This is a genomic window from Aeromonas intestinalis, from assembly GCF_054052485.1.
Genome location: NZ_JBSTYK010000002.1, coordinates 87488 through 108312, shown reverse-complemented (window position 1 = coordinate 108312; position 20825 = coordinate 87488). Strand labels below are relative to the sequence as shown.

Annotated in this window: 16 protein-coding genes; 2 read left to right on the top strand and 14 right to left on the bottom strand. The window is 61.3% G+C overall.

What is annotated here, in order from left to right; genetic code table 11:
- The first annotated feature begins 39 nt into the window (after positions 1 to 39).
- On the top strand, positions 40 to 2037 hold the full coding sequence (locus ACW5W7_RS02825) for a hypothetical protein (protein WP_456500703.1): 1998 nt from the start codon (positions 40 to 42) through the stop codon (positions 2035 to 2037).
- A gap of 92 nt (positions 2038 to 2129) precedes the next feature.
- On the opposite strand, the gene glgC is transcribed toward ACW5W7_RS02825, so the two are convergent.
- The gene (glgC, locus tag ACW5W7_RS02820) at positions 2130 to 3404 is read right to left on the bottom strand and encodes a glucose-1-phosphate adenylyltransferase (RefSeq protein ID WP_349921958.1); all 1275 of its coding nucleotides are present in this window, start codon (positions 3402 to 3404) and stop codon (positions 2130 to 2132) included.
- Positions 3405 to 3589: 185 nt separating this feature from the next.
- Between glgC and ACW5W7_RS02815 the strand changes: the two genes are divergently transcribed.
- Positions 3590 to 5227 carry an EAL domain-containing protein gene (locus ACW5W7_RS02815; protein ID WP_456500702.1) on the top strand — a complete coding sequence of 546 codons (1638 nt, stop codon included), beginning with the start codon at positions 3590 to 3592 and terminating at the stop codon, positions 5225 to 5227.
- On the opposite strand, the gene ACW5W7_RS02810 is transcribed toward ACW5W7_RS02815, so the two are convergent.
- From ACW5W7_RS02810 to fdhF, 13 genes are all read right to left on the bottom strand, one after another.
- Positions 5190 to 5684: a hypothetical protein gene (locus ACW5W7_RS02810; protein WP_349921955.1), complete on the bottom strand. Its 495-nt coding sequence runs from the start codon at positions 5682 to 5684 to the stop codon at positions 5190 to 5192. The two genes, ACW5W7_RS02815 and ACW5W7_RS02810, sit on opposite strands and share 38 nt — an antisense overlap.
- 165 nt (positions 5685 to 5849) lie before the next feature.
- Entirely contained in the window at positions 5850 to 6212 is a 363-nt protein-coding gene (locus ACW5W7_RS02805; protein ID WP_100861710.1) for a DUF2750 domain-containing protein, read from the bottom strand.
- 122 nt (positions 6213 to 6334) lie between these two features.
- A complete protein-coding gene (locus tag ACW5W7_RS02800; protein WP_456500701.1) occupies positions 6335 to 7963 on the bottom strand; it encodes a methyl-accepting chemotaxis protein in 1629 nt (542 codons plus the stop codon).
- A 162-nt stretch (positions 7964 to 8125) separates the two neighbouring features.
- The gene (locus tag ACW5W7_RS02795; RefSeq protein WP_456500700.1) at positions 8126 to 9430 is read right to left on the bottom strand and encodes an inosine/guanosine kinase; all 1305 of its coding nucleotides are present in this window, start codon (positions 9428 to 9430) and stop codon (positions 8126 to 8128) included.
- 187 nt (positions 9431 to 9617) lie between these two features.
- Positions 9618 to 10010 carry an MAPEG family protein gene (locus tag ACW5W7_RS02790; protein ID WP_434667505.1) on the bottom strand — a complete coding sequence of 131 codons (393 nt, stop codon included), beginning with the start codon at positions 10008 to 10010 and terminating at the stop codon, positions 9618 to 9620.
- Positions 10011 to 10047: 37 nt separating this feature from the next.
- Positions 10048 to 11022, bottom strand: coding sequence for a ferrochelatase (hemH, locus tag ACW5W7_RS02785; protein ID WP_456500699.1), 975 nt, complete (start codon positions 11020 to 11022; stop codon positions 10048 to 10050).
- Positions 11023 to 11117: 95 nt separating this feature from the next.
- Positions 11118 to 11762 (bottom strand): adenylate kinase, encoded by a 645-nt coding sequence (gene adk / locus ACW5W7_RS02780; RefSeq protein ID WP_434667499.1) that lies wholly within the window; start codon positions 11760 to 11762, stop codon positions 11118 to 11120.
- 253 nt (positions 11763 to 12015) lie between these two features.
- On the bottom strand, positions 12016 to 13929 hold the full coding sequence (gene htpG / locus ACW5W7_RS02775) for a molecular chaperone HtpG (protein ID WP_456500698.1): 1914 nt from the start codon (positions 13927 to 13929) through the stop codon (positions 12016 to 12018).
- A 142-nt stretch (positions 13930 to 14071) separates the two neighbouring features.
- Positions 14072 to 14671: a recombination mediator RecR gene (gene recR / locus ACW5W7_RS02770; protein WP_349921947.1), complete on the bottom strand. Its 600-nt coding sequence runs from the start codon at positions 14669 to 14671 to the stop codon at positions 14072 to 14074.
- A gap of 160 nt (positions 14672 to 14831) precedes the next feature.
- Positions 14832 to 15629: a formate dehydrogenase accessory sulfurtransferase FdhD gene (fdhD, locus tag ACW5W7_RS02765; protein WP_456500697.1), complete on the bottom strand. Its 798-nt coding sequence runs from the start codon at positions 15627 to 15629 to the stop codon at positions 14832 to 14834.
- Between the two features lie 35 nt (positions 15630 to 15664).
- A complete protein-coding gene (locus ACW5W7_RS02760; RefSeq protein ID WP_456500696.1) occupies positions 15665 to 17785 on the bottom strand; it encodes a sigma 54-interacting transcriptional regulator in 2121 nt (706 codons plus the stop codon).
- A gap of 298 nt (positions 17786 to 18083) precedes the next feature.
- Positions 18084 to 18482 (bottom strand): hypothetical protein, encoded by a 399-nt coding sequence (locus ACW5W7_RS02755; protein ID WP_456500695.1) that lies wholly within the window; start codon positions 18480 to 18482, stop codon positions 18084 to 18086.
- Positions 18483 to 18564: 82 nt separating this feature from the next.
- Entirely contained in the window at positions 18565 to 20709 is a 2145-nt protein-coding gene (gene fdhF, locus ACW5W7_RS02750) for a formate dehydrogenase subunit alpha (protein ID WP_456500694.1), read from the bottom strand.
- Positions 20710 to 20825: the final 116 nt, after the last annotated feature.

Below are 20825 nucleotides of genomic sequence, written 5' to 3'. Positions count from 1 at the left end.
AATCGTCATAATAAAATCAAACATATGGGTGAAAAGGACATGAGAAAAACCGTACTGGTGCAGGCGATTGCCTGCGCATTGATCGGCACCGCCGCACAGGCCGCCGTCAAGATCGAGGACAAGACCTTCCACACCGCCGCCAGCATGCTGGCTTACACTGAATTCGAGCTCTCCGGCGAGCCCCTTGCCGAGGCGCTGGGCCTGGATCTGGACGTGCTGGATGCCAACCGCGCCGACGAACCCACCCCCTTCGACTTTGCCGCCGGCATCGAATCCTATGAGTATTCCGAAGAGGCCATGTACGCCCTGAACTATCAGTCCGGCATGGGTCCTCACCTGGTCAACGGGCCGCAAAACCTGGCCCGTGGCGGCACCCTGGCAGACCTTGGCAAGCGCGTGCTGGCCATGGCTGACGCCGTCGGCTTCCCCGCCGACGAAGTGCCGCAAGGCATGTATCCCCTCTCCCTGCCCTACGCCTCCGCCAATCCAGAATTTGCCCAGGCGGTCAACACCACCCCGGTCAACGGCGATCAGGTCACCATCAAGACCGCCAAGGGCGTCGAGAAAGCGGTCAAGACCCAGGTTCCCGCCTATTTCCGTGACTACGCCACCCTGCGCTGGAGCGGCTCCGACAACCTGCTGAACCCGGCAGCCGTGGGCGGCATTCTGCTCAAGGAAGTGATGTGGTCCCAGGACTTCCTCGGCGGCATGCACGTGGCCGAGAGCGATGAAGAAGTGGAAGCGGCCTCATCCACCATGGATCAGGATGGCAAGCACAAGCTCGGCGTCTCCGCGGCCGACGGCTTCAACGGCATGATGCTGACCGAACAGTCCATCGACAAGCTGAGCATCCTGCAGAGTCAGCTTGGCTTTGACAGCAAGCAGCTCGGCGCCAAGATAAGCCCCCAGTACGATCCGGCCAAGGGTGTGATCTACTTCCCCCATCAGGTGAAAGTGACCGAGACCACCAAGAACGAGGTGGGTGCCATCGGCAAACTGGATGTGGTGGATGGTTCCGCCCAGCTGCGAGATGCCTGGATGCTGCTCTGGCCCCTGTCCGAGTTCTACGCCTTCAGCGATCAGCGCAGCGCCAACACCAACCAGAACCCGGCCTTCCACGCCGTGTTTGACGGTGCTCCCTTCGCCGCCGCACCGGCCGCCAACAAGGGTACCGACGCCGCCAAGCTGGTCGCCGGTGACGATGCCTTCTCCCTGGCCCTGAACCTCTCCGGCATGGTGTTCAAGAACCTCAATGCCCTGCACTTCGATCCCAAGGCCGGTACCCTGGTGGACAGCTGGCAGGCCGGCAAACAGGGCAAGCACGTCACGACCTTCGACGCCGCCTACAGCCTGGTCGCCCTGCAGATCTTCCAGCGCGCCCAGGATGCACTGCCGGTCGGCTACGCCGCCGGTGACAACGGCGAGTTGAACCTCAAGACCGCCCAGGGCCAGCAGGCTCTCGCGATCGTCCGCCAGCAGGCTGACTTCCTGCTCGCCCAGCTCAAGGGCAAGAACGGTCTGCTGCACGACGGTCTTACTCTTGGTGGCAAGGCTGATGCGGGTCAGTCCATCGAGACCCAGTTCGCCGCCATCCGTGGCCTGACCGCCGCCTTCCTGGCTACCTCGGACGCCAAGTACCGCACTGCTGCGCGCGATCTCTTCATCGCTACCGACAAGGCCTTCTTCAACGCCAAGGCCGGCACCTGGCTCGCGGGCAAGCAGGGTGAATACACCCCCTGGACCCAGGCCGCCATCTCCGGCGCCCTGCGCTCCGCCATGCTGAACCTGCGCAACGAAGGCGCCGAGAAGGCACCCGAGCTGGAGCTGGCCCATCTCACGCAACGTTATGTGAGCTGGTTCCGCGGTACCGTCAACGGCGGCATGCAGATGGCCGAGTGGATCGGTGACTCCGGTGAGAACGTCATCGACGGCGCCAGCCATGACACCGACGAAGATGGCGTTCCGCAAGTGACCGCCGCCGGTGGCAAGCACGGCACCGCCATGGTGATGGCCGGCAAGGCCGTCGTGAGCGAATAACACATCAGCAAACAGGTCAGCCGCTGACCCATGAAAAAGGGAGCCCTCGCGGCTCCCTTTTGTTTTGCTTCGTTTTGCTGATCGGGCCTCGATTACCCCAGCTTGGCCAACATCTCCTTGGTCACCAGTACGATGCCCTGCTCCGAGCGGTAGAAGCGGCGATTATCCTCATCCGCATTCTCCCCCACCACCAGGCCATCCGGCAACTTGCAGCCCTTGTCCACCACCACCCGGCGCAGACGGCAACCGGCGCCTATCTCGACCCCGGGGAAGATGATGGCCTGATCCAGGGTACAGAAGGAGTGCACCCGCACATTGGTGAAGAGTACCGAGTTCAGCACGAAGGAGCCGCTGACGATGGAGCCGCCGGCGAACATGGAGTTGATGGTCATGCCGTGCTGGCCGTTTCTGTCCTGCACGAACTTGGCGGGAGGGGCCATGTTCTGACTGGTCCAGATGGGCCAGTTCTCGTCATAGATGTCGAGCTCGGGCACCACGGAGGCGAGATCCATGTTTGCCTCCCAGAACGAGTCCAGGGTTCCCACATCACGCCAGTAGGGTTTCACTCCCTCCTTGGCCCCTACGCAGGACATGCTGAAGGGGTGGGCGAATGCCTTGCCCTCCCCCACGATGCGCGGGATCACATCCATGCCAAAGTCATGCTTGGACTCCTGGTTGTGGATATCCTCCTCCAGCAGCTGATAGAGATACTCCGCCTCGAAGATGTAAATCCCCATGGAGGCGAGGGAGAGGTCATCGCGCCCCGGCATGGCGGGTGGGTTGGCTGGTTTCTCCACGAAGGCGCGGATCTTGCGCTGCTCGTCGATGTCCATCACCCCGAAGGCGGAGGCTTCACAGCGCGGTACCTCGATGCAGGCCACGGTCACCTTGGCGCCGAGGCGCACGTGATCGAGCAACATGGCGGCATAGTCCATCTTGTAGATGTGATCCCCCGCCAGCACGACGATGTACTTGGGGCCGTAGTCACGGATGATGTCGACGTTCTGGTAGATGGCATCGGCGGTACCGCGATACCAGTGCACCTCGTCCACCCGTTGCTGGGCGGGCAGAAGATCGATGAACTCGTTCATCTGGTAGCGCAGGAAGGACCAGCCCGACTGCAGGTGGCGCAACAGGCTGTGGGACTTGTACTGGGTGACCACACCCACCCGGCGAATACCGGAGTTGATGCAGTTGGAGAGCACGAAATCGATGATGCGGAACTTGCCGCCAAAGTGGACTGCCGGCTTGGCGCGGTTGTCGGTCAGCTGCTTCAGGCGGCTCCCTCGCCCCCCCGCGAGCACCAAGGCCATACTCTGATTCAATAACTGCCGTGCTTTGGCTGTGTTGACGGGTTCTAGTTGCATAAATACCTCGGCCTGGTTGCTGCTGTTTTCATCCCATATTCACCTTTTTTAGCCGTTATGAAAGTGTTTTCAATCACATTTAATGGGATTGCAACCCCCATTCCATGGGGGCTGACAAGCCCATCAGTACTATGCTCACCACATGGTTAGAATTGATCCACGACGACTTCATCAAGGACCCGCCGATGTCGAACAAGTCTGGGAGGACGCTGCTGCTGGTCGGCGCCATGGCCACCCTGCCGCTGCTGATGCTGCAAGGGGTCTTGCTGGCTCCCCCCATCCCGCCGCTCACCCTACTGCTGGTGATGTTATGCACTGTGGTTGGCTTCTTCCTGCTGCTCTATCTCAACCATCGCCTGCACAAGGCAGAGCGGGAGCGATGGGAGCAGCGCTGGCTGCAGGCACTGCAACTGCGGGACCCCACCAGACTGGATAGCCCCCATGCCAGGCTGGCCCTGCAGCAGCTGCTCGCCAGCTTCAACAACGCCGAGGAAGAGGCCCGCCGCCAGATCACCGAGCTCTATTCCCTGGCCACCCGGGATGAGATGACCCAGCTTGGCAACCGTCACGCCTTCCGCCGGGATCTGACCGAATGGTTGCAACAAGAGGAGTCCCAGACCTCCATCCTGGTGCTGATCCGCGCCACCGAGCTGGGCCGGCTCAATGCCCAATATGGCTTCCAGTCCGGGGATGCCTACATCAAGGACATCGCCAACCTCATCCATCTGGTGATCAACCGCTTTCAGGGGCAGCGTGTCTATCGCATCTCGGGCTCCGACTTTGCGGTGCTGCTCCCCGCCGATGCCAACATTCCCCCCCATCTGCTGGGTCAGGAGTTCAAGCGGGCCTTCGACCACTACCATAGGGAGCGGGAGCTGGAGAACGTGGCCTACGCGGGGATCACCCTGTTATCCCGCAGCCAGAACATTGAGGCTATCCTCTCCCGCGCCGATCTGGCCCTCGCCCGTGCCCAGACCGAAACCGTCAACGGCTGGGCCATCCAGCAGCATGATCACGCCAGTCTCCACGGCCAGCAGCACTGGAGAAGCGTGCTGGACGAGCTGCTGTCGCAACCTGATCGCATCATTCTTCACTACCAGCCGATCCAGGCACTCAACCGGGACATGGTGCCCTACCAGCAGGTCTTCGCCCGTTTCAGCAGCCGGGAAGGCATACAGTTTCCCACCGATACCCTGTTTGCCATGGCGCAGCGGCTGGACATGCTGATGCGTCTCGAGCAGATGCTGATCACCCACGTCATCCGCCACTATCGCACCTTCGATCAACAAGCCCATCGCTGGGGGATCAACCTCTCCAGCGCCCTGCTGCAAAATAGCGCCTTCCTGATCTGGTTCGATCACCAGTTGCAAAAAGATGGGAACATCAGCGCCAACCTGGTCTTCGCTCTGGACGAAGATCAGCTCAAACACAACCTGGCCGGCGGCAAGCGACTGTTTGAGCTGCTGCGGCGCCAGGGCAGCCGCTCCGCCATTCGCAACTTCGGCAAGGGGATGGACTCCTTCACCCTGCTTCATGAGCTCAGACCGGATTACGTGAAGCTGGATCCCCTGCTGCTCGGTACCCTGGAGCGTGACATCACCAATCAGCAGTTTGTGCAGATGATCGTCGACATGTGCCATCGCATGGACTGCCTGGTGATCGCGGAGGGAGTGGAAGAGGTGGCGCAGAAAGAGCTGCTGCAAGGCATGTATGCGGATGGGCTGCAGGGAGGGCTCATCGCCAGGCCCCAGGAACTGAGGCCGGATAGCAGTTATCAGGGGCTGTTTACTGGGGACGTTTCAACTTCAACAAGGTCAGTATGATGTCGTTGAGCTGGCGGTAACGCTCCAGCTCCTTCTGATCGTAACGGGTCGCCAGCATGGTGGGATTATGGCGATTCTTGAGGTAGCGGTTGATCTGCAGGCGGTTGAAACCGGCCACCTTGTAGACCTGCCCCAGCAGCACGTTGAGTTCCTCGTCATCCAGTCCGGCCTTGGCCAGATAGTCCTCCTGGGCCGGGCTCTCCAGCTGGCAGCTCTGCTTGTCTATCTGCCCCGTCTCCTGCAGATAGGCGAGCCACTGTTCCACATAGAGCGGCTTGCAGCCCGCCAGCAGATTGAAATAGCCCACCGCATCGCAGCGGCAGCCCCCCAGCAGCACCAGCGCCAGCTCATCGCTGTCGCAGCAAAAGGTCACAGGCCCGCTCTGGGTCCAGTCCAGCGCCTGCACCCGGATCTCCGCATGTGCACCCGCCCCCGTGGTCACGTCAAAGACAAACATGGCACCTCCTGACTGGCAAAGGATTGATGATGGCCCATCCTGTCCCCCGATCCAAGCCAATTCGCCCTTTCATACAGATCCCGCCCCCATTCCCATAAAAAACCGGCAGCCTCGCGGCTGCCGGTCCTTATTACATCGAAGGCCTGGGCCTCAATGCAGTACGGTTCAGGCGTCCAGTTCCACCAGCGCCTTGGCAAGCTCGATGGGTTCGAGTTCCTGGCCTTCCAGATCCGCGTTCCAGTTCGGACCGACCAGCACATCGTCGTCATCCAGATCGTTGATCCAGATGTCGAGAAACTCTTCCAGTTCGATCACCTCAGGCTCGTAGTCTGCCCACTCATCCACGCAGTGCAGACGGGCATCCCCTTCGGCGGACCAGAGCGGCATCACGTCCGCATCTTCGAACTCAGCGGAGCGGCATACTACCCAGTCTTCCCCGTAGCGCAGACCCCATACCTGACCCGACTCACGGACTTCTTCGATAAACAGCTGGAAATTGGCGTCAAGATTGTCAGTTAATTTGCTCATGGGATCTCTCTCTTGCAGGCAATGGCAGGCAGTCGACCAGCGTGGCCGATAATGGGGCTGATGGTGTCCCAAAAGCCCCCCGGACTCAAGTCAAATCCCCAAAAAGCAGGGGATAAAGCCCATCAGGTGCGATATTGCGCGACAAGGGCCCCCAATTCGTCGCAGGAGTGGGCCAATTTGCCCGCCGCCTGCTCCGTCAACCGGTTCTGGGCCAGGGCGTCCGCCGCCAGGGTCGTGATCGCCACCAGCCGCTGGTTTATCTCCTCCGCCGCCTGACTCTGCTGCGCCGCCGCGCTGGCTATCTGACTATTCATGGCAGTGATGGTGTGTACGGATCCATCGATGGCATTGATGGCCCCATCGGCATCCCCGGCCTTGTCCGCCGTGGTGCGGGAGAGCTGCTGCAACTGGGTAATTCCGTGCACGGCCTTGCCCGCCCCCTCCTGCAGGCGCTGGATCATCTGCCGGATCTCGTCGGTGGAGCTGTGGGTGCGGGTCGCCAGGGTGCGCACTTCATCGGCCACCACCGCAAAGCCGCGCCCCTGCTCTCCGGCCCGGGCCGCCTCGATGGCGGCATTGAGCGCCAAGAGGTTGGTCTGCTCGGCCACCCCGCGGATGACGTCGAGCACCGAGCCAATCTGCTGGGTCTCCTGCTCCAGCTGGCTCACCGCCTGTACCGTCTCGGCCATCTCATCGGCCAGCTGGCTGATGGTGGCGATGGTCTGGGCCACGACCTCGCGACCATGGCGGGCAAGATCCAGGGCAGCATCCGCCGCCTCTGCCGCATCGGCCGCATGTTGGCCCACCTCCCGGCTGCTCACCGTCATCTGTTCCATGGCGCTGGCCACCCGCAAGGTATCCTGCTCCTGTCCGGTGACGATGGCGCCGGTGCGATCGACCACCTGCTCCAGCTGATGGGCCTGCTCCCGGTTCTGGGCGGCAATCTGCTGGCTGCGTCCCACCAGTTGCGCCATCTGGCCGGCAAACTGGTTGAAATTGGCCGACAGCTGACTCAGTTCATCCCGGCCACGCTCCGGCAGGCGGAATCGCAGGTCTCCCTCCCCTCGCGCGATATTGCCAAGGGCCGATACCGACTGGGAAAGCGGCACCACTATGCTGCGCACGATGAGCCCCACCACCACAAACAACAGGATGGCGAGCACCAGTCCGATGCTGAGCAGGGTTCGCAGCACCTCCTGGTACTGGGCCTCCACGTCGTCCACATAGATGCCGGTGCCGATGATCCAGTCCCAGGGCGCAAATCGCTTGATGTAGGAGATCTTGCGCACCGGCTCCTCCACCCCGGGTTTGGGCCAGTAGTAGGCGAGCTCCCCCGCCCCTTGCGCCTTGGCGAGATCGGCGAAGGCCACGAACAGCCTGAGCCCCTGCTTGTCCTCCACGCCGGAGAGATCCTTGCCGTCCAGCTCCGGCTTCATGGGATGCATCACCATGGTGGGGTGGCTGTCGTTGATCCAGAAGTAGTCGTCCTGGCCGTAACGCAGCCCCTTGAGCAGCGCCAGCGCCTGGGCCTTGGCATCTGCCTCGTCGAGCTCGCCACGCTGCACTCTCGCCTCGAACTGCGCCACCAAGCTGTAGGCCGTCTCGACCTGGGCCCGGGTCTGGCGGCTCTTCTCCCCCATCAATCCCTGCTGGTAGATCTGCAGACAGGAAAAGAGCAAGAGTCCGAGCAGGACCAGCACCATCAGGGTCACCAGCGACAGGCGTCGACCGATACTCCATTGTCTCAACATAAGCCCACCTCATACCGCTACATATTGTTAACAAGGTATGATGCGGCAGCGCTGGCTGTCCACGACCACTGCAACGCCGCTGTCAAAAACATGATCCAGCCCCGAAATGCACGAAGGCGCCTGCAGGCACCTTCGTCTTTTAGTCTAAACAGTCCCGCGGGATCAACGCTCCCAGTACACCTCTTCCAGACTGTCTTCCTTCTCGGGCAGGCCACGGGAAAGACGCGGGCTGCTCTGGGCCAGCACTTCGTAGCTCACCCGGTTCGCGTACTTGCACACCTGGGCCAGGGAGGAGTAGGTGAGGAATTCGGACATGTGCTTGGCGGAGTTCGGCACGTTCATGCGGTGATAGGCGTTGGCCACCATGTCGTGCAACACGGCAGACAGCGCGCCGTCACCGGCACCGTTGGTGTTCTTGATCTTCTCGGGCCCGCCCATGTAGGGGGAGATGTGGGAGTAGATCCGTGCGGGCTGGCGGCATTTGGCACGGCTCATGGGGCGGCTGAACTCATACATGTTGAATTCGGGAATGACCCCGGGCAGCAGGGTGTGGGTGGTCTCGCGCTTGTAATCTTCGTCGGTGTAGCTCGCCATGTAGAGGCCGATGGGACCGGCGGTGCAGAGCACCATGTCGGCCCAGTCCAGCGCCTTGTCGGCGGCGCCGAGGGGATCGCTGATCCCGGTCAGGGCCTCGGCCTCGTCCTCGTTCATCGCCAGCACGGTCACGTTTTCGGCGATGAAGTCGCGCCACCACTGGGGGTTTTCATCGATGACGAAACGGGTACCGAGGGTCAACACCACGGGCACACCGGCCTCGCGGGCATAGCGCACGGCGGTCATGGCCGCGTCCTTCATGGGGGTGCCATCGGCGCCACGCACCAGATAGGCGGTGATCACCAGGGCGGAGGCCTCCTTGATGATGGCCTCGGGGATGTGCGCCACATCCAGGTGATCCATCTTGCCGGCGTTGATGCCAAAGCTGCGCTCGCCCCCTTCGGTGATGAAGGTGAAGCAGCGGCCGACCGGGCCGTCCACCGGTTGCAGGTAGTCGAGGTTGACGCGAGAGGAGGTGTTGCACAGATAGCGGTAGGCGTAGCTGCCGATGCGGATATCCTGGCTCATGACCCCGAGCAGTATGGAGTGGGAATCCGCCAGCACGGAGTAGTTGTGCATGGTGTTGCCGATGGTGCCGCCGGCGAATTCGCTCACCACCATGTTGTTGGTCTTGAGCTCTTCGTAGACCCGTTCGGCCACGTCGTCGGAGATGAGCATGGAGTGGCCTTTGCTCAGGCCGTACCGGTTCAGGAAGTCTTCATCCACGTGAGCTTCGATGTCCACCAGGGTCTGATCGATGCCCACCACATAGGCCTTGCCCAATTCGGTGAGCTGGGGATTTTGCGGGATCAGAGGATCCCGCCTGTCGACCGGGAAGTAGTGTTTGGACTTGCGCTGACCGGGAAATTTCATGGCAATCTTCTGTGCTCTGGGGAAAAGAGGGGCGGGATTTTAACACAATCCGCCCCATCGAAAAGTCGCCCGCTTAAAATATGGGGTCAGTATAGACAAGGGCTGCAGAGAAAAACGTTTGACTGTGGCGGCATAAAAAAACCACCTCGATGACGGGTGGTTTTTAACAAATCAGCGTGTTGGGTTCTCAACCAAATGACAAACCCTGCACCAGGGCGAGCACCGAGAAGAGCCCGAGGGAGAGCCAGAAGAACAGGGTGCCAAACAGGCGCGGTTTGTTCGGCGCCTTGGGGATCTGGATACCGATGGCGTGCAGCACGCGCCCCACCAGCAACAGCATGCCCCCCAGATGCAGCCAGAGGGCGCCGACCCCTGCCAGCTCGCACAGGGCCATCAGCAGCAGGGTGAGGGGCACGTACTCGGCGAAGTTGCCGTGGGCACGGATGGCGGCCAGCATCTCGGGGGCTTCGCCCTCCCCTATCATCACCTTGAACTGGGCACGGCGCTTGACCACCCAGAAGGAGAGCAGCAAGAACAAGAGCCCCAGAAGACCGGCGTAGATCAGCGTGATATGCAGCATAAAGACAATCCTTGTGGTTGAAGATGAATCCCTAGACTTATGCCAGCTCGCGGCAGATCAGCGACACCATCATGCGAATGTGGGCCTGATCGCTGTTGAGCGCCGGGATGTAGTGGAACTGTTCTCCCCCCGCCTCGGTGAAGAGGTGGCGGTTCTCGACCTGGATCTCCTCCAGGGTCTCGAGACAGTCGGCGGAAAACGCCGGGCAGATCACATCGAGTCGCTTGACCCCCGCTTTGGCCAGCTCGGTGATGGTGGCATCCGTGTAGGGCTTGAGCCACTCCTGCTTGCCAAAGCGGGACTGGAAACTGGCGCTCCACTGCTCGGGGGCAAGGCCGAGCGCCTCTGCCAGCAGGCTGGCGGTGCGGCGACACTGGTGGCCATAGGGGTCACCCTCGTCTTCGCTGCGCTGGGGAATGCCGTGGAAGGACATCAACAGATGCTCCCCCTGCCCCTGCTGCTCCCACTGGCGGCGCACACTCATGGCGAGGGCCTGAATGTACTCCGGATGGTTGTGATAATCACGGATGAGCCGCATCACCGGCAGGTGACGTTCCCCTTGCATCACCCGCGCCCAGCCATCGAACACGGCGGCCGTGGTGCTGGCGGCATACTGGGGGTAGAGCGGCAACAGGATCACCCGGTTCACTCCCCGGGCCTTGAGGGCCTGCCAGCCATCGGCAAGGGAGGGGCTGCCATAGGTCATGGCGAGCACCACGGGCACATCCACCCCTTCCCGCTTGAGCTCCTGCTCGAGCGCCGCCCGCTGACGCTGGCTGATGGCCATCAGGGGGGAGCCCTCTTTGGTCCAGATCTGCTGGTAGAGCTTGGCGACCCGGGGAGCCCGCAGGGGCAGAATGACGCAGTTGAGCAGGGGTGACCACAACAAGCGGGGGATCTCGACCACCCGCGGATCGCTGAGAAACTGGCTGAGAAAGGCCCGCACGGCCGAGGCCGTCGGCGCGGTTGGGGTTCCCAGATTGACGAGCAAGATCCCGGTTTTCGTGGTCACGTTAGCTTCCTGTCGTGTTTGTCGTTCTTGTTATGATGCAAGAAAGGGCCCTGCATGGACCCTTGTCTCGAACTCGTTGGGGATCGAAGGAAAAATCAGCCCAGGATCGCCGCCAGTTGCTGGCTGACCTGATCCACCGGCTGGGTGCCGTCGATCTTGACGTAACGGGTGTTGCCCGCTTCGGCTTCTTTACCGTAGAAACCGATGAGCGGCGCAGTCTGCTGATGGTACACATCCAGACGCTTGCGCACTGTGGTCTCTTCGTCGTCGGCACGGATCACCAGATCCTCGCCGGTCACGTCATCCTTGCCTTCAACCTTCGGCGGGTTGAACACCACGTGGTAGGTACGGCCGGAGCCGGAGTGAACACGGCGGCCGCTCATGCGCTTGACGATCTCTTCGTCCGGCACGTCGAACTCCAGCACGAAGTCCACCACCACACCGGCATCCTTCATGGCTTGCGCCTGGGGGATGGTGCGCGGGAAGCCGTCCAGCAGGAAGCCGTTGGCGCAATCCGCTTGCGCGATACGTTCTTTGACCAGGCCGATGATGATGTCGTCGGAGACGAGCTGACCTGCGTCCATCACGGCCTTGGCCTTGAGGCCCAGCTCGGTGCCCGCCTTGATCGCCGCACGCAGCATGTCGCCGGTGGAGATCTGCGGAATACCGTGTTTTTCCATGATGAACTGAGCCTGAGTGCCTTTACCTGCACCCGGTGCTCCCAACAGAACAATGCGCATACACGCTCCTAATTGATTGGTTATTCAATTCTTGAGAAGGCAAAAAACTACACGGTTTCGCCCATTTTCACAAGCTTGCCCCGTGTGAGTGGCCACATTATCACCATGTGTTTGTGCTGGCACTACGACGAAAGACGCAAGGGCTGCACACAGAAAATGATTGAAAATGCAGCTAAATAGTGGTCTGGCCAGTCGCAACGACGCCAGCAAGCCAGCGTAAAAAAGCCCACTGCATGCAGTGGGCTCTTGGCTATCACGCCTGGAGTAGCAGGCGGTTGATGCGGGCGACGAAGCTCGCCGGATCGTTGAGGCCACCCTGCTCGGCCAGCTGGGCCTGTTCGTGCAGCAGGCTCACCCACTCACCGAACAGACTCTCGTCCTCGATGGTATCGAGCTTCTTCACCAGCGCGTGCTCCGGGTTGAGTTCCAGGATGTACTTCTGCTCCGGCACCGGCTGGCCGGCGGCGCGCATCAGCTTGATCATCTGGGTGCTCATGCCGTTGTCGTCGGTGACGATGCAAGAGGGGGAATCAGTCAGACGATGGGTGACGCGCACCTCCTTGATGCTCTCCCCTAGGCTCTGTTTGACCCGCTCCACCAGACCGGCGTTGGCCTTCTCGGCCTCTTCTTGCGCCTGTTTGGCAGCCTCGTCTTCCAGCTCGCCCAGATCCAGCTCGCCACGGGTGACGGAGACCAGCTGCTTGCCGTCGAACTCGGTCAGGTGGCTCATCAACCACTCGTCCACCCGCTCCCACATCAGCAGCACTTCGACGCCCTTCTTGCGGAAGATCTCGAGGTGCGGGCTGTTCTTGGCGGCGGCGAAGCTGTCGGCAGTGATGTAGTAGATCTTCTGCTGACCTTCCTTCATGCGGCCGACGTACTCTTCCAGGGAAACGGTCTGGGCTTCCCCTTCACCGGCGGTGCTGGCAAAGCGCAGGAGTTTGGCGATCTCTTCGCGGTTCGCGTAATCCTCGGCCGGGCCTTCTTTCAAGACGTTGCCGAACTCGCTCCAGAACTTGGCGTACTTCTCGCCATCCTCTTTCGCCAGCTTGTTCAGCATGGTCAAGACGCGCTTGGAGCAGGCCTTGCGCAGGGAGGCGGTGACCTTGTTGTCCTGCAAAATTTCACGGCTGACGTTGAGCGGCAGATCGTTGGAGTCCAGCACCCCTTTCACGAAGCGCAGGTAGGTCGGCATGAACTGCTCGGCGTCATCCATGATGAAGACTCGCTGCACGTAGAGCTTGAGACCGTGCTTCTGCTCGCGGTTGTAGAGATCAAAGGGCGCACGGGCCGGGATGTAGAGCAGGCTGGTGTACTCCTGTGCCCCTTCCACCCGGTTGTGGCCCCAGAGCAGCGGATCCTCAAAGTCGTGGGCAACGTGCTTGTAGAACTCCTGGTACTCCTCTTCCTTGATGTCTTTCGGATTACGGGTCCAGAGTGCGGTGGCGCGGTTGACCTGCTCCCACTCGCCCGGGGTGCCGACGATGGTTTCACCGTCTTCCTCCCGATCCGGGGTCCCCTCCTTGTACATCTCAACCGGCACGCTGATGTGGTCGGAGTATTTGCTGACCACGGAACGCAGGCGCCAGTCGTCCAGGAACTCCTCTTCCTCGGCACGCAGGTGCAGGATGACGTCGGTACCGCGCGTTTCCTTGGTCACGTCCGCCACGGTGAAGGAGCCTTCCCCTTCGGATTCCCACTGCACGCCCTGGCTGGCGTCAGTGCCGGCGGCACGGGAGATCACGGTCACCTTGTCGGCGACGATGAAGGCGGAGTAGAAGCCCACCCCGAACTGACCGATCAGCTGGGAGTCCTTGCCCTGATCGCCGGAGAGGTGTTTGAAGAACTCGGCGGTGCCGGACTTGGCGATGGTGCCCAGGTGTTCGATCACCTGGTCACGGGTCATGCCGATGCCGTTGTCCGAGATGGTCAGGGTCTTGTTCTCTTTGTCCACCACCAGGCGCACGCGCAGCTGGCCGTCGTTTTCGAACAAAGAGGCATCGGAAAGCGCCTTGAAGCGCAGCTTGTCCGCCGCATCGGAGGCGTTGGAGATCAGCTCGCGCAGGAATACTTCTTTGTTGGAGTAGAGGCTGTGAGCCATCAGGCTCAGCAGTTGTTTGACTTCGGTTTGAAAGCCGTGGGTTTCGGCGTGAACACTTTGGGTCATCGACCAATCCTCAAAAACGTCGGGTTGAACAGATTCCCAAGCTAGATGGGGGTGGCCTTGAAAATATCAAGGGGCAAGTGTGCAAACTTGCCCACTCGCCCCCCGTTGCGGGCTCAGCTGCCCATTTCTTGTACCGTCGCGGCTAGAGACGCTGGCGTCCCATCAGGGAGTGAGACAGCGTAGTGCCATCCACCAGCTCCAGCTCGCCTCCCACCGGCACCCCGTGGGCGATGCGGCTCACCGCCACCCCGGCGGCGCGGGCCATGTCGGCGATATACCAGGCGGTGGCATCTCCTTCGATGGTCGGGTTGGTGGCGAGGATCAGCTCCTCAATGGATTCGTCCTTCAGGCGGCGCTCCAGGATTTCCAGCCCCAGCTCCTCGGGGCCTATGCCGTCAAGCGGCGAGAGGTGCCCCATCAGCACGAAGTAGCGACCGGAAAACTGGCCGGTGTGCTCGATGGCGGCCACGTCTGCCGGGCTCTCCACCACGCACAAGAGACCGCTCTCCTCGCGCTTGGGGTTGGTGCAGATCTCGCAGCGCTCGTTCTCGGTGAAGGTACGGCAGTGGCTGCAGTGACCGATTTCGGTCAGGGCGCGGTTGAGCAGGGAGGCCAGACGCAGGCCGCCGCTGCGCTCGCGCTCGAGCAGGGTGAACGCCATGCGCTGGGCCGACTTGGGGCCAACGCCCGGCAGCACCTGCAGCGCCTTCATCATCTCATCGAGCAGGGGGCTGAATTTCATGGGGATATCCTTTGATGCCGCGCCGAAGGGATGAGTTCATCTGCGGCCATCGCGCCGCCCTCACTCATCCCGCCGGATCTCGTTTGTTGGCGCAGGACTATACCCGAGCCCGCCCCCTGCGCCAATGCCCGCGCCACAAGGGAGCGCCAATCAAGGGGCGTTATTCCAGCAGGATCCGCTGGCGGCCACAGTAGATCTCGGCCCGCCCGGGACGGCAGAAGCCCGCGAGGGTGAGTCCGGTCTGCTCGGCCTGTCTCACCGCGAGCTCGGTGGCAGCCGAGATGGCGAGCAGGATCTCGACCCCGGCGCTGGCACACTTTTGTACCATCTCGAAGCTGGCACGGCTGGTCACCAGGATGGCCCCATCGCGGCGACCATGGCGGCACAGGTATCCCACCAGCTTGTCCAGCGCGATGTGGCGGCCCACGTCTTCACGGATGGCGAGGATGTTGCCGGCCAGGTCCAGGTGCACGGCGGCATGGGTGGCCCCCGTGCTCTGCCCGAGCCGTTGCAGCGGACGCAGGGCCGTCAGCACCTTGTCTATCTGGTCGACAGCGAGGCGCTGGCTGTCTGGCAGCGGGGGGAGCGTGCGCACCACCTGATCCAGGCTCTCGCTGCCACAGATGCCGCAACCGGTACGCCCCGCCAGAGTACGTTTCTTCTCTTTCAGGCGGTGAACGCAGCGATTGGCCAGGGTGATGTGCAGTTCGATGCCCTGGCAGCCATCGACCTGCTCCATGTCGTGAATGTCGTGCAGGCCGTCGATGATCCCCTCCGTCAAGGAGAAGCCGATGGCGAAATCCTCCAGATCCGAGGCACTGCACATCATCACGCTGTGGGCGATGCCGTTGTAGACCAGCGCCACCGGTGTCTCGGCAGGCAGCAGCATGGCGCTGTCGGTGGTGACGCCATCACGGTGGTAGTGCACCACCTCGCGCTGACGGCTCAAGGGGTGCATATCATTGTTCTGCTCTGACAACATCCGCTCTGCCTTCAATCGAGAGTCTGGGGGGCTTTCGCCGAGATACCGAGCCGTTTCATCTTCGACAGCAGGGTGGTGCGTTTCATGCCGAGGCGCTGAGCGGCGCCCCGCTCCCCGGCGACGATGCCGTTGCACTCCTTCAGCGTCCGGATGATCTGTTCACGCTCGTCCTCGCCGTCCCCCTCCGAAGGAGGTGCGGTGCGCGCCGGTGCATCGAAGAGCACGCCGGCCGGTTGGTCATAGACCAGGGTCTCTATCTTGTGAAAGCCCTTGAGGGGCAACAGCTCGTCCGGGGAGAGGTTCAGCACGTGGCCACGGGTCATCACCACGGCCCGCTCGATGATGTTCTCGAGCTCGCGGATATTGCCGTACCAGGGGAGCGACACCAGCATCTTCATGGCATCGGCCGGGATGGACGTGATGGTGCGGCGCATCCGCTTGGCAATCTTCTTGATGAAGAAGTTGACCAGCAGCGGGATGTCCTCGCGGCGCTCGCGCAGGGGGGGAAGCTCGATGGGGAAGACGTTGAGTCGGTAGTAGAGATCGCTCCTAAAGCGCTTGGTCTTGACCATGGAGAGCAGATCGCAGTTGGTGGCCGCCACCAGCCGCACGTCGATGGGAATGGGGGTGCTGTTGCCCACCCGCTCCAGCTCGTGCTCCTGCAAGACCCGCAAGAGCTTGGGCTGCAAGTCGAGCGGCATGTCCCCCACTTCATCCAGGAACAGGGTGCCCTTGTGGGCCCGCTCGAAGCGGCCGATGCGCTGACTGAGGGCGCCGGTGAAGGCCCCCTTCTCGTGGCCGAACAAATCGCTCTCGATAAGACCGGTGGGGATGGCGGCACAGTTCACCTTCACCATCTCCTGCTCATGGCGCAGGCTCTGCTGATGGATGGCCCGGGCAATCAGCTCCTTGCCGGTGCCCGTTTCCCCCAGAATGAGCACGGAGCAGTCGCTCTGGGCCACCAGTTTCACCTTCTCCAGCACATTCGCCATGACGGCGCTCTGGTAGATGATGTTGGCAAAATCCCCCTCCGGGGTATCGGCCACCCGCAAGGTCTTCTCCCGGGCACCGTTGGTGTTGGAGATCTCCTGCTGCGCCTGCACGTTGTTCATGGCAATCGCCGTGCGGGCCGCCACCTGCTCCAGCAGGGAGATGTCGAGATCGGCGAAAAAATCCGCCGCCGGGTGGGAGAGGATCAAGACCCCCAGCAGGTTGCCCCGATAGCGCAGGGGCAGGATGCAGGAGCTGTGCGCATCGGGGGGCAGGATCTGGGAGCTGAAGCGGCAACCCGAATCGCAGCCGTGGCCCTGCTCACGATACACAAAGAAAGGCTCGCTGTGACCGAGCGCCCCCTGCAGGCAGTGTTTCTCGAAACAGGAGTGATTGATGATGCCAGGCTTATCGCTCTCGCGCTGATTCACCAGATAGCTCTTGAAACTGTCGGAGGTGGCGTTGTACTCCGCCAGACACAGGCTGCCGATGGCAAAATGATGCTGCAAGATGGTGAACAGGCTGCGGGGCAGCTCGGCGATTCGCACCAGCTGGAGCACCGCATTGGTGATGTCCACCAGGATCTTGCAACTGTCGCGTTCAAGGCGCAGGGAGTGGGCCTGCTCCAAGGTGCGTTCCTTGTCCTGCACGCTTTCCAATGCAATGGCGACGATGGCGGCAAGCTGGGTCAGCTTGGCCAGGGCCGCCATGGGGAAGGCGTCTTCCTCGGCACTGATGAACTCGATGCCCCCCAGGTGGCTGCGGGCCGTGGTGATGGGCAGTTGGCAATAGGATTGCAGGTCGTCATAGACGGGGGTGCTGGCAAGCCCGGCGCAGTGATTCACGAAGCTTTCCGCTGACAGGACCATGGCCTGCTCCCGGGAGAAATGCAGCTCCCCCTTCTGGCAGAGCAGCTGCTGCGGCCCCGCCTCCCCCATGTAGCAGAAGAGCCCCTCCTCCCCGCCGAGGTTCAGAATGAGGTTGACCCGGCTTACGTCGCCAAAGCAGCTGTCGATGTGGCTGAGCTTGGTGATGAAGTCGTCCAGGGTGACGGCGGAGAGCAGGGTCTTGGAGAGGGAAAGGAAGCCGTCATCCCAGATGGGGGAGATCTCGGTCAGCGGAATGGCATTCATGTTCAGCATGTAGGCCTCGCATACGCAGGGTATGGGAAAAGAGCGGGCACATTGCAGTGAGCAACGACGCAGAGCGATGTATTAGCCATATCCGTCAGATGTTATAATTAAGACTTAATGAATTAACACTTAATTATAAAAACAAACATCCATTGAAATAGCATCGAGCTGGTTTAGCGCATAATAACGGAGCATTCGCACCATGACAACGGCGCCACATCCTCACATTATTCGCCAGCCATTATTCTTGCGTGCCCGATAATATATTCAGCCACCGCTGACATATTTGACGACGATCAAGTCACCCTCAGGAGAGGTGCACCTGATAGCGATTGAACTTGAGCCCACCGAAAATGAACAGGGCGGACAACAGCTGGAAAGCCACTAGGATCAGGGTGATGTTGTCGGCCAGCTCCGCCGATACCGCCTGATGGGTCAGATAGAGCATCAACGCCGAGAGCCCCATCAGCAGGCTGTTGACCAGGGTGGTGGAGAGGAAGGCGATGAGCCAGGCCGCCTGCACGCTGAGGGCCGCCAGCACCATGCTCATGGCCAGACGCGCGGCGATGAAGCAGCCAAAAAAGCCAAACCCCAGCAGGAATATCATCTCGTCTTGCCATAAATAGCAGGCCACCCCGAATGACATCACCAGGAAATAAGCCGATACATAGCATATACCGAACGATACATTTAATTCATTTTTCATGACTGCCCCTTGTTCACTGAAAAAAGGGTGAAGGGATCAGGGCTCTGTAAACAGAGCCTGGATCCTCTTTAATTAGCGAGACTTACCCTTTGGCGGCGCTGCGCAATTTCGCCTTGAGCGCGCTGTATTCGGTCTGGACATAATTCTCCGCCTCAGACTGATTATCAATTCGCTCAATGTTAACCGCGCAGTACTTGTATTCCGGGGTATAGGAGACCGGGTCCACGTGCTCGATGGTGAGCTCGTTGCAGGCCCCGATCCACCACTGGTAGGTCATGTAGACCACCCCGGCGTTGACCCGCTCGTTGTAGTTCGCCCGGGTGATCACCTTGCCGCGCCGGGACGAGATCCAGACCAGAGCCTGATCTTTCACCCCCAGCTTTTGCGCATCGCTTGGGTGGATCTGCACATAGCCGGGCTCATCGGCCAGGGTCTGCAGCGCCGAGCAGTTGCCGGTCATGGAGCGGCAGGAGTAGTGACCCACTTCCCGCACGGTGGAGAGCACCAGCGGATAGTTTTCATCGGGCTGCTCCAGGGGGGGGCGCCACTCGGAGGCGATCAGCTGACCCTTGCCGCTCGGGGTGGTGAACACATTGCCCTCGAACAGGGTGCTGGTGCCCGGGTGATCCTCGGTCGGACAAGGCCACTGCACGCTCTTGAGATCCGCCATCTTGTCATAGCTGACCCCGGCGTAGAGTGGGCAGAGCGAGCGCATCTCGTCCCAGATCTGGTGGGTGTCCCGATATTCCATGGGATAACCCATGGCGGTCGCCATCAGGGAGAAGATAGCCCAGTCCGGCTTCACGTTGTCGGGCGGAGTCACCGCCTTGTAGAAGCGCTGGAAGCCGCGATCCGCCGAGCTGTAGACCCCTTCATGCTCGCCCCAACTGGTGGCGGGCAAGATGACATCCGCCATCTCGGCGGTCTGGGTCATGAAGATGTCCTGCACGATGACCAGCTCCATCCCCCCGAGGGTACGGCGGAACTGGGCCAGATCGGCTTCCGTCTGGGCCGGATCTTCCCCGAAGATGTAGAAGGCCTTGCACTTGCCCTCCTCCACCTTGTGACCCAGCTCCGTCAGACGGTAGCCCGGTTTCTGGGACAGGGATTCCACCCCCCAGGCCTTGGCGAACTTGGCACTGATGGCGGGATCGGCCACGGACTGATAGCCCGGGAACTGGTGGGGCAGCATCCCCATGTCGCAAGTGCCCTGCACGTTGTTCTGACCGCGCACCGGGCCGCAGCCGGTACCGCGCCGGCCGAAGTTGCCGGTGAGCAGCGCCAGCCCCGCGAGGCCCTTGACCACGTCCACCGCCTGACCGTATTGAGTCACCCCCATGCCCCACAGGATCATGGAGGCAGGGGACGCCGCATAGGTGCGGATGGCGGCGCGGATATCCGCGGCCTTGAGGCCGGTGATCCCTTCCACGTATTCCGGGGTGTACTTGGCCACCAGCGCCTTGTAGGTCTCAAAGCCCTCGGTGTAGTTGGCGACGAACTCCTTGTCGTAGAGGTTCTCGGCGATCAGCACGTTGCCAAAGGCATTGACCAACGCCATGTTGGAGCCGTTTTTGAGCGGCAGCCATTGATCGGCGATGCGGGCGGTTTCCACCATGCGCGGATCGCAAACGATCACTTTCGCCCCGTTGGCTTTTGCCTTCAGGATATGGCGCGCGACGATGGGATGAGAGTCAGCAGCATTGTAACCAAACACCAGCAGGCATTGGGTCTCTTGAATTTCGGGAATGGCGTTGCTCATGGCGCCATTGCCTACCGTTGTCTCCAGACCGGAGACTGAGGGGGCGTGTCACACCCTCGCGCAGTGGTCGACGTTGTTCGTCCCGATGACAGCACGCGCAAATTTTTGCATCACATAGTTGGCTTCGTTGCCAGGGCCGCGGGCCGAACCGGTGGTCATGATGGCGTCCGGGCCATATTTTGCCTTGATGGCCGACAGGCGGCTGCTGGCAAACTCGATGGCCTCGTCCCAGGAGACGGCTTCAAGCTTGCCAGCGCGCTCGCGGCGGATCATCGGGCTCTTGAGGCGCGGGGTCAGCAGGTTGGTGTCGTTGAGAAAATCCCAACCGTAGTAACCCTTGAGGCAGAGCTGCCCCTCGTTGGTACGGCCGTGGGCGCCTTCGGCCCCCACCACCTTGTCGTTGTCAACCAGCAGGTTGATCTTGCAACCGGTGCCGCAATAGGGGCAGACGGTAATGACTTTTTTCATGACTCACACTCTTGTTTGTTAACGAAAGATGGTCGAACGAATGGGCACATGGCCAATTGGCAGCGCGGAAGCATTGCAAAATACTGGATTGCCAGATAAATCCACTGCCACGGCGG